Here is a 4,266-nt window from a genome sequence, read left to right as displayed (position 1 = left end):
TCTGAAAATAAATAAATGTCTAACGCACGCCGATTTAGGCCCAAACCCCCAAAACACCCCCAACACCCCGATGGGGGCCCCCCCCCATGGGTACGCGCCCCACTTCGTGTATCCCCGCCCCTCCCCCCCCCGGAGCGACTTGACATTCCCCGAGCCCCTTTTGCAGATCGGATCTTCCACCTTCAGACCCTCATCCCTTTCAGACCCTCCCCCGTCGCGGGCAGGGTCTGAAGCACGTGGAGCCCCCAACCCCCTCCAGATACGCCCCCGGGCCCGTCGAGACGACTCACCACCGTTCGGTCCCTCGGTCCCTGACCCCTTCAGTCCCTCCACGTTTTCGCAGGTCAGAGCAGTTTTAGGAGCCACCACAGGGACTGAAGGGACTCAGTTTCCACTGTTCCAGCCTTTACGTGCGTGCGTGTATGCGCGGGCGTAAGAAGCCTCATGTGTGTTATTCGCTTCATAACTGGGAAGTTGAGTCCCTTCAGTCCCTGAGAATCCGGCCCCAGCCCCCTGACCTGCAGGTTCGTCAGTGACTGAAGCGACAGGGACCGAACGGTGCCCGACGGCGGTTCCGCCCCTGCCCCCGGGGGGAGTCGGGGTCCCGGGCAGAGGGGCCCCCGGGCCTCCGCCCCTCTCCCCCTGCCCCCGAGGGACTCAAGGGACTGAGAAAACGAAATGGTCAAGCGTCCTGCGCCGCTACGGCGTGTCGCTGCGTTAGGGTCAGGCGTTGTGAAACTTTGGTCCCTTCAGTCCCTGACCAGGGGTTCAGGGGGCAGGTATCCCACCATCCCGGGACAACCGAACCATCAGCTCTGACAGCCGAGGAAAGACACGTGCCAGCCCGCAGCGCCTCGCCGTCACCAACGGCAGCCGAGGCAGGCCGAGGACTCGAGGTCGCCCTCTGGCTGGCGTCCCGGGGACTGCCCGTGCACCCCCTCGCCCCGGGGTCCAAGACCCCGGCGGCCAACTGCATACGGTGCAGGGAGGAACCCCACGCCCCCTCGGGCTGCCCCTGCCCGGTCAACGGCCTGTGGTGCCACGGCTTTCACGCCGCCACCACCGACACCGCCCTCATCAGGGACTGGTGGACCGAGCAGCCCCGCTTCGGGGTCGGGGTCTCCTGTGGCCCCGCCGGCCTCGTCGTCCTCGACGTCGACACCCACCCGGCCCCGCTGCCCGACCGGGCGCGGCTCCTGCCGGGCATCCCCATCGACGACCGTGTGGACCTCACCGGCCTGAGCACCGGCTACGACACCCTCGCGCTCCTCGCCGCACACCGAGGGCGGCCCGACCCCGCCCTGGACGAGTCAACCCTGCGCGTCCGCACCCCCACCGGAGGCATGCACATCTGGTACCGCGCCCCGCTGGGGAGCCCGCCCATCCGCTCCTCCAGCGGGACCGGCACCCGTACCGCCCTCGCCTGGCAGGTCGACGTACGCGCCACCGGCGGGTACATCGTCGCGCCCGGCACCCGGACGGCCCACGGTGCCTACGAGGCCCTGCCCGGGGCCCGTACCCCCGCTCCGCTGCCGCTGTGGCTGCACGCCGAACTCGCCCGCACCGGCCACCACCCGGCACCCGCACCCGTACCCGCGTCCGCGCCCCGGACCCGGCGGACCGTGCCGCCCCGCCGGGCCGACGCCGCCCACCGCATCCTCGGGCCCCTCCTCGACGAGGTCCGGGGCTGCGCCCACGCGCCGTCGGGCACGGCCTTCAGCGACAAGCTCAACCGGGCGGCCTTCACCGCCGGCGGCCTCGCCGCCGCGGGCCACATCACCCTGCCCGAGTGCGCCGCCCTCCTCACCGAGGCCGCGCACACGGCACGCCCCGCCCAACCCCGCCGCAACCAACTCGTCATCGACTCCGCGCTCCGCGCCGGCAGCCACCGCCCCATCCATCCCGAGGGACGTTCATGAGCAGCGAAGGAAGCACCGGCTTCGACGCGCACGCCGCCGCGGAGCAGCTCGCGGTCTTCGCCGCCGAGCCCCGCGCGACCGCGAAGCTGCCCGCCCAGCAGGCCTCCACTCCCCCGGCGGGCAGCAGGCCCGACGACTTCGTCCAGTCCGGCCTGCTGGTCAACCTCACCGACCGTGGCAACGCCAAACTCTTCGCCCACCTCCACAACCACCGCTTCCGCCACGTCGAGGGCCTCGGCTGGTACGTGTGGGACGAGTACCGGTGGAAGCGCACAGGAGGCGAGAAGGCGGCGATCTGGGCGGCCGGCGACATGGCCGAGGAGATGCCGCTCCACGATCCCAGGGGCCACTTCACCGACCGCGAACTCGTCCAGCACCGCAAGCGGGCCATGTCGACCTCCGGGGTCAAGGCCATGCTCGCGCAGGCGAAGGCCTCACCCGAACTGGCCCTGGACCCCGACACCCTCGACGGCGACAAGTACGCCCTGTGCACCCCCGCCGGCGTCGTCGACCTGCGCACGGGCGACCTCCACAAGCCGGATCCGCTCAGGGACCTCCACTCCCGTGCGACCTACCTCGCGCCCGAGCCCAGCCCCACGCCCCGCTTCGCCCGGTTCCTGACCGAGACGTTCGGGGACGACGACAAGGGCAAGGAGATGATCAACTTCGTTCACCTCCTGCTCGGCTACTCCATCACCGGCGACGTCGGCGGCCAGGTCCTGCCCTTCCTCTACGGCATCGGCGCCAACGGCAAGTCCGCCCTCATGGACATCGTCATCAAGATCCTGGGCGACTACGCCGACGTGGCACCGCCCGGCTTCCTGATGGAGCGGGGCAAGTTCAACGAGCACTCCACCGAGCTGACCGAGCTCCACGGCCGCCGCCTGTTCGTCTGCAGCGAGCTCAAGCCGCACGACAAGTTCGACGAGGCCCGCGTCAAGCTCCTCACCGGCGGCGACCGCCTCAAGGCACGCCGGATGCGGCAGGACTACTTCAGCTTCGAGCCCACCCACAAGCTGTGGCTGCTCGGCAACCACCGCCCCGAGGTGGGGACCGGCGGCCACGCCTTCTGGCGCCGCATCCGCCTGATCCCGTTCGACAAGGTGGTCCCGGACCACCGCAAGATCGACAACCTTGCGGAGGAGCTCGTCAGCCACGAGGGGGCCGGCATCCTCCACTGGATGATCCAGGGCGCCATGTCCTACCTCCGGACCAAGCCCTCCCTCGGCGGACCCTCCGTCGTGCGCACCGCGACCCAGGCCTACGCCACCACCGAGGACCACATCGGACGCTTCCTCGCCGAGTGCTGCACCACCGGGGACGGCTCGGAGGAACCCCGCGACCTCAAGGTCGAACAAGGCGCGCTCTACCGCGCCTACAGCAGCTGGTGCCAAGATGACGAGGGGCTACGGCCCGCGACCACCCGCGCCTTCGCAACGCGCATCCGTGCCGAGGTCGGCATTTCCTCACCCAGCGAGATGCTCCGTTCCAACGGCGCGAAATTCTATCCCGGTCTTGCCCTGCTCGCCGAAGAATCCGGATGAGAGCACGGTGCGACCGGACCGTCCCGGGTGTCAACCCGTTCAGTCCTACTGTCGGGTACACCACTTTGCCACCTACCATGCGTCTACAGCGAACGAGTCAGTCACGGGCCGTTACCCGGCGTACTGCCCATGCGCGCGCGTGCCGCCCGGTAGCGTGGTCAGTCAGTTCGAAGAGCACGGCGTGCACCGAACCCGAGGAGGGCCGAAAGCCATGAGCTCGCTACTGCAGGCAAGCGACCTCACCCACGAGGAAAAGGTGGTGTGGCTGGAAGATCCCGCCGGACTCGACTACGTACGCCAGGCCCTCGACAAGACCCCGCGCAGGCGCGGCAAGCCCCGCTACTACCGGGACGGCCGCATGGTGGGGTTCGCCGAGCTCTGCGACACCGCGGAGGCCGACCCCGACAGCGGCCTGCAGAAGCGCCGCGTGTTCTACCTGCTGCCGCACGACCGCGACGCGGAGCCCGACGGCCTCTACCGCGCCGGCGCCCCCGGCGAGGCCGTGGACCCCCGCACGATCGAGCCGCGACGCGTGGGCATGAAGACCGAGCGCTCACAGCGGGGATCCGCCGCGGCCGCGCGTACCGTCGCCTGATTCCGGAATTCGGTCCCTCCAGTCCCTGCAATTCCGACGGCTGGTATGAACCGACCATTCTCGGCCGTGATCTTCGGATATCCCGACCGAAGATCACGAAATGGCGTGACCACCTACCGGAAGGCCTGCAACAAAGGCCATACCGTTACCTTTGGTGACCATCAAGGATTTCCGCCTGAACGTCGAAGTGGGCCGCTTCCCCTTGGGG

3 protein-coding genes are annotated in these 4,266 nt (G+C 69.3%); all 3 read left to right on the top strand.

The window, feature by feature from the left end; all coding sequences use genetic code 11:
• Positions 1-836: 836 nt before the first annotated feature.
• The 3 genes from ACFVXK_RS37290 (at position 837) to ACFVXK_RS37280 (ending at position 4,058) form a co-directional block, all read left to right on the top strand.
• A complete protein-coding gene (locus tag ACFVXK_RS37290) occupies positions 837-1,919 on the top strand; it encodes a bifunctional DNA primase/polymerase (protein ID WP_389621426.1) in 1,083 nt (360 codons plus the stop codon).
• Positions 1,916-3,463 (top strand): phage/plasmid primase, P4 family, encoded by a 1,548-nt coding sequence (locus ACFVXK_RS37285; protein WP_389621423.1) that lies wholly within the window; start codon positions 1,916-1,918, stop codon positions 3,461-3,463. Before ACFVXK_RS37290 ends, ACFVXK_RS37285 begins: the two co-directional genes overlap by 4 nt.
• Before the next feature lie 211 nt (positions 3,464-3,674).
• Positions 3,675-4,058 (top strand): DUF6009 family protein, encoded by a 384-nt coding sequence (locus tag ACFVXK_RS37280; protein ID WP_389621420.1) that lies wholly within the window; start codon positions 3,675-3,677, stop codon positions 4,056-4,058.
• Positions 4,059-4,266: the final 208 nt, after the last annotated feature.

The sequence above is a fragment of the Streptomyces sp. NPDC058157 genome (genome assembly GCF_042884105.1).
In the GTDB taxonomy this organism is placed as follows: Bacteria; Actinomycetota; Actinomycetes; order Streptomycetales; family Streptomycetaceae; genus Streptomyces.
The sequence above is the reverse complement of the archived record's forward strand: the minus strand, read 5'-3'. Positions and strand labels throughout refer to the sequence as shown.

Bases quoted from the DNA above. Each gene is read 5' to 3' on its own strand.
- ACFVXK_RS37285 (WP_389621423.1), top strand. From the start codon at position 1,916: ATGAGCAGCGAAGGAAGCACCGGCTTCGACGCGCACGCCGCCGCGGAG.
- ACFVXK_RS37280 (WP_389621420.1), top strand. From the start codon at position 3,675: ATGAGCTCGCTACTGCAGGCAAGCGACCTCACCCACGAGGAAAAGGTG.